This window comes from Rhodococcus sp. ENV425, assembly GCF_002887785.1.
In the GTDB taxonomy this organism is placed as follows: Bacteria; Actinomycetota; Actinomycetes; order Mycobacteriales; family Mycobacteriaceae; genus Rhodococcus; species Rhodococcus aetherivorans.
Genome location: NZ_PCZU01000156.1, coordinates 70,826 through 76,408, shown reverse-complemented (window position 1 = coordinate 76,408; position 5,583 = coordinate 70,826). Strand labels below are relative to the sequence as shown.

General features: G+C 72.3%; 4 protein-coding genes. All 4 read left to right on the top strand.

Annotated elements, in window-relative coordinates:
* Nucleotides 1-838, top strand: an 838-nt coding sequence (locus CQZ88_RS30960; RefSeq protein ID WP_258008577.1) for a thymidine phosphorylase, incomplete at its 5' end; no start/stop codon positions are given.
* 17 nt (nucleotides 839-855) lie between these two features.
* On the top strand, nucleotides 856-1,956 hold the full coding sequence (locus CQZ88_RS12795) for an adenosine deaminase (RefSeq protein ID WP_006939677.1): 1,101 nt from the start codon (nucleotides 856-858) through the stop codon (nucleotides 1,954-1,956).
* A gap of 54 nt (nucleotides 1,957-2,010) precedes the next feature.
* Complete coding sequence (locus CQZ88_RS12790; protein ID WP_006939676.1) at nucleotides 2,011-4,101, top strand: ATP-binding protein; 2,091 nt, start codon at nucleotides 2,011-2,013, stop codon at nucleotides 4,099-4,101.
* 82 nt (nucleotides 4,102-4,183) lie between these two features.
* The gene (locus tag CQZ88_RS12785; protein WP_029544717.1) at nucleotides 4,184-5,572 is read left to right on the top strand and encodes an NAD(P)/FAD-dependent oxidoreductase; all 1,389 of its coding nucleotides are present in this window, start codon (nucleotides 4,184-4,186) and stop codon (nucleotides 5,570-5,572) included.
* Nucleotides 5,573-5,583 lie beyond the last annotated feature (11 nt).

The following is a 5,583-nucleotide window of genomic DNA, read 5'->3' as shown; positions in this document are numbered from 1 at the left end:
CGGCGCCGTCGTCTGCGCGGCCGGCGCCGACCTCGCCCCGGCCGACCGCCGGCTCTACGCCCTGCGCGACGTCACCGGCACCGTCGAGTCCATCCCCCTGATCGCCAGCTCGATCATGAGCAAGAAGATCGCCGAGGGCACCGGCGCCCTCGTCCTCGACGTCAAGGTCGGTTCCGGGGCCTTCATGAAGGACCTCGGCGACGCCCGGGAACTCGCCCGCACCATGGTCGAGCTGGGCGAGGACGAAGGGCTGCACACCGTCGCGCTCCTCACCCGGATGGACGTCCCGCTCGGCCGGACCGCGGGCAACGCCCTCGAGGTGCGGGAGGCCGTCGAGGTGCTCGCCGGCGACGGCCCGCCCGACGTGGTCGAGCTGACCCTCGCCCTCGCCCGCGAGATGCTCGCCGCCGTCGGCCGGGACGACGTCGACCCCGCGGACAAGTTGCGCGACGGCACCGCCATGGACCGGTGGCGCGCGATGATCGCCGCGCAGGGCGGCGACCCCGACGCGCCCCTGCCGGTCGCCCGGCACACCGAGGTGCTGCGCGCACCCGGCGACGGCGTGCTCGCCGAACTCGACGCGATGGCGGTGGGTGTGGCCGCGTGGCGGCTCGGCGCCGGCCGCGAACGGCAGGGCGAACCCGTGCAGGCCGCGGCGGGGATCGAGCTGCACGTCAAGCCGGGGGACCGGGTCCGCGCCGGGGACGTGATCGCCACCCTGCACACCGACACCCCGGCGAAGTTCCCCGCCGCGATGGCGACGCTCGGTGAGGGCGTGCACATCTCCGACTCCACGCCGGCGACACGGCCGCTCGTCGTCGAGCGGATCACCGCCTAGCCGACTACCGTCGGGGCATGACGGAGCCGGCGACGACGACACTGACCGAATCCGCGCTGCGGACCGCGCCGAAAGTGCTTCTGCACGACCACCTCGACGGCGGTCTGCGGCCGGGAACCGTACTCGAGTTGGCCGATGCCTGCGGCTACCGGCTGCCGGCCGGCACGGAACCCGAGCTGGCGCGCTGGTTCCGGGACTCGGCCGACAGCGGCTCGCTCGAGCGGTACCTCGAGACGTTCGCGCACACCGTGGCCGTCATGCAGACCCCGGACGGCCTCGAGCGGGTCGCCCGCGAATGCGTGCTCGACCTCGCCGCCGACGGCGTCGTCTACGCCGAGGTCCGCTTCGCTCCCGAGCAGCATCTCGAGCGGGGGCTGGACCTGGACTCCGTGGTCGAGCACGTGCTCGAGGGGTTCCGGTCGGGGGAGTCCGCGGTGGAGGCCTCCGGCGCCCAGCCGATCCGGGTGCGGCTGCTGCTCACCGCGATGCGGCACGCGGCCCGGTCCCGGGAGATCGCCGAACTCGCGGTGCGGTTCCGCGACCGCGGCGTCGTCGGGTTCGACATCGCCGGTGCCGAGGCCGGCTACCCACCGAGCCGGCATCTCGACGCCTTCGAGTACATGCGCGCCGCCAACGCGCACTTCACGATCCACGCGGGGGAGGCCTTCGGGCTGCCGTCCATCCACGAGGCCATCGCGTTCTGCGGCACCGACCGCCTCGGCCACGGCGTGCGCATCGTCGACGACATCACCGTCGCCGCGGACGGCACCGCCACCCTCGGCCTGCTGGCGAACTACGTGCGCGACAAGCGGATCCCGCTCGAGCTGTGCCCGAGTTCGAACGTGCAGACCGGCGCCGTGGACACCCTCGAGCAGCATCCGTTCGACCTGCTGGCGCGCCTGCGGTTCCGGGTCACCGTCAACACCGACAACCGCCTGATGAGCGACACGACGATGAGCAAGGAGATGATGCGGCTGGTCGAGACGTTCGGGTACGGGTGGTCCGACCTGGAGCGGTTCACGATCAACGCGATGAAGTCCGCGTTCCTGCCGTTCGACCAGCGGCTCGAGCTCATCGACGACGTGATCAAGCCCGGCTACGCCGTCCTGATCGGCTGACAGTCCCCTCGTCGGACAGTACCCTCGGCGGACCTCACCTCGTAGGGTCGAGGTATGGGCGATCGCGTCCCGCCCTCGGCAACTCTCGGCGACGTGCTCGCCGCGCGCCGGCGGCGCCGGTTCGTCGGTCGTTCGGCCGAGCTCGAACTCGTACGTGCCGCCCTCGACTCGCCCCGGCCCCCGTTCTCGGTGCTGTACCTGTACGGGCCCGGAGGGATCGGTAAGACGAGCCTGCTCGACGAGGTGGCCGATCTCGCCGTCGGGGCCGGTTCGGTCCTCGTGCGTCTCGACGGGCGGGACCTCGTTCCCGCCCCGGCCGCCGTGCTCGCCTCGTTGGCGGAGCATCTCGACCTGGACGCGGATCGAATCGCCACCGCCTCCGGGCAACGGCTGGTGATGGTGATCGACACGTACGAGGCACTCGCACCGATCGACGGCTGGATCCGCCGGGATCTGTTGCCGCGGTTGCCGGACAGCGCGGTGACCGTGATCGCGGGGCGGAGTCCGCCGTCGCCGCAGTGGCGCTCGGACCTCGCATGGGGCGATCTGCTGCGGGTGGTGTCGATGCGCAATCTCGCACCCCGGGAGAGCGTCGACTACCTGCGCGCCGTCGGGGTCCGGGACGACCTGCACGACCGCCTCTGCCGCGTGGCACACGGCCATCCGCTGGCGCTGTCGTTGCTCGCCGACGCGGTGCTCCGCGGCGGACGTGCCGACGCGGATCCGCTGAGTCCCGACCTCGTGGGGACGCTGCTGCGCCGGTTCGTCGACGAGGAACCGGGCACCGTGCATCGCCGGGCCCTGGAAGTGTGCGCACTCGCACGCGTGACCACCGAATCGCTCCTGCGGGACGCGCTGGGCACCGGCGACGACTGCGCCCACGACGCATTCCGGTGGCTTCGGGGCCTCTCGTTCGTCGAGACCGGGGCCGACGGCCTCCATCCCCACGACCTGGCCCGGGACGTCATCGACGCCGACCTGTGGTGGCGGGACGCCGACAGCTATGCCGACGTCTTCCGCCGGGTGTGGCGGCACATCCACCGAACCCTCGACTCGGCGACCGGACGGCGGCAACAACAGGCGATCTTCGACCTGAAGTTCGTGTTCCGTCACCTCGCCGGCGTGCTCTCGCCGGTGCAGTGGGAGAGCTGGGGCCGGTACTATCCGGAACCCGCCACCGCCGCCGAGCACGCGGCGGTCGTCGAGCTGATCCGGACCGCGGAGGGAGCCGAGTCCGCCCGGCTCGCGCAGCGGTGGCTCGACCGGCAACCGGACGGCTTCTTCGTTCTGCGCTGCCCGGACGGAACCGTCCGCGGAGTGATCGGGCTGCTGGACCTCACCCGCGCCTCCGAAGAGGACCGGGACCGCGACCCCGGGGCCGCGGCGGCATGGCGGGCCGCGCGGCGAGGCACGCCGGTGCGCGAGGGCGACGTCGTCACCCAGACCCGATTCGTCGTGGACCGGGAGACGTACCAGGATCCCTCGCCGACGCTCAACGCGGTCCCGATCCTCACGATGCAGCGATACCTCACCACCCGGGGCCTCGCCTACGACGTGCTCGTCCTGGCCGAGCCGGACCGGTGGGACGACTACTTCGCCGTCGCCGACCTCCCACGGGTCGACGGCGGCGACTTCGTCGTCGGTCCCCGCCGATTCGGCCTGTTCGCCCACGATTTCCGGCGCGTCCCGGTCGGCGCCTGGCTCGAACGGGTGACGGAACGGGCGCTGGCCCGCGGTCCGTCGCCGCCGGTGCCCAGCGCACCCGTGCTGCTCGTACTCTCCCAACCCGAGTTCGCGCAGTCGGTCAAGCAGGGCCTGCACGACCTGCGGCAGCACGCTCTGCTCGCCCGCAATCCCCTGCTGCGCACCCGGTTGCTCCACGACCGGGCCGGCGCCGGTGAACCCGACGTCGCGCTGCTCGAGCAGGTGCTGCGCGACGCGGTCGCCACCCTCGCCGACCATCCCCGCGACGACAAACTGCTGCGGGCCGTGGACCGGACGTATCTGCGGCCGGCGGCGACCCAGGAGTCGGCCGCGGCAGCGCTCGGACTGCCGTTCAGCACCTATCGGAGGCACCTGGCCACCGGGGTGGAGCGGATCGTGTCGTGGCTGTGGGACCAGGAGGTGTACGGCCGCCGGCAGTGAGCACAACCGAGCACCGAACGGACTGGTGACCGAGCAGATTCCGGACGCATGCTTCTCGCACTCGAACGAGGAGGTGCCGGAAATGGTGACACGTATCGGTGATCGCGCCGTGGTCCTCGGCGCGGGAACGGCCGGTCTGCTCGCCGCGCGGGTGTTGTCGGATGCGTACTCGGACGTGGTGGTGATCGATCACGACAGACTGCCGGACGGTGCCGCGGCACGGCGCTGCGTACCGCAGGGTCGGCACATCCATGTGCTGGTGGCCGGCGGGATGCGCGCGATGGAGGAACTGCTGCCCGGGCTCACCGCCGATCTCGTCGGCGACGGTGCACCGATGGTGGACCAGTGCGGCGACGTGCGCTGGTATCTGGGTGGCCACCGCCTCCGGCAGGCGGAGAGCGACCTGACGGCGGTGAGCGCGAGCCGGCCGAATCTCGAACATCGGGTGCGGTCCCGCGTCGCCGCACGTCCCGGAGTGCGGATCGTCGATCGTTGCGACGCGCTGGGATTGACCGTGAGCCGGGACGGCCGAAAGGTCACCGGCGTGCGCGTGCTCCGCCGGGCGGACGGCAGCGTCGAGGAGGTTCTCGACGCCGATCTCGTCGTCGACGCCACCGGCCGTGGTTCGCGAACCCCGGCGTGGCTCGAGCGGCTCGGATACCACCCGCCCGAGCGGGAGGAGGTGCGCGTCGACCTCACGTACGTCACGCGCACCTACGCCTCCGATCCGGCACTCATGGGCGGCGACCTGGGGATTCTGCTCGCGCCGTCGCCGCCGTACCCGCGCGGTGCCGCCATCCAGACGATCGAGAACGGTCGCTGCCTCGTGACGGCGGTGGGCATGCTCGGGCACCGGCCCCCGTCCTCGCCGGACGGCTGGGTGGACTTCCTGCGGTCCCTGCCCCGCCCGGACGTGTACGACGCGATCCGGGACGCCGAGCCGCTCGACGCGCCCCGGTCGTACCACTTTCCGGCGAGTCGGCGGCAGCGCTACGAACGGTGCCGGCGGCTGCCGGAGGGACTGCTGGTGACCGGCGACGCCGCATGCAGTTTCAACCCGATCTACGCGCAGGGAATGAGCGTCGCGGCGTTCGAAGCCGGGCTGCTCGCCGAACACCTGAAGGGCGGCCGGGAGCCGGACCCGCATCGATGGTTCCGGGATATGGCGAAGGTCGTCGACGTGCCCTGGGACATGGCCACCGGCGGCGACCTCGCCTGGCCGCAGGTCGAGGGCCGGCGCAGCGCGAAAGTGCGCCTGGCCAACCGCTACCTGCCGCTCGTCCACGCCGCCGCCGCGCAGGATCCCGAGGTGGTCCGCGCATTCTTCCGCGTCGCGGCGATGGTGGATCCGCCCGGGACGCTGTTCGCCGCGCCGGTGGTCGGGCGGGTGCTCCGCCGGACGATCAGTGCTTGTGCAGCCGGGTCTCGAACTCCCGCTCGAGAGCCCGCCACGCCTCGGCCTCCGCGGTGAACGGCGCGCTG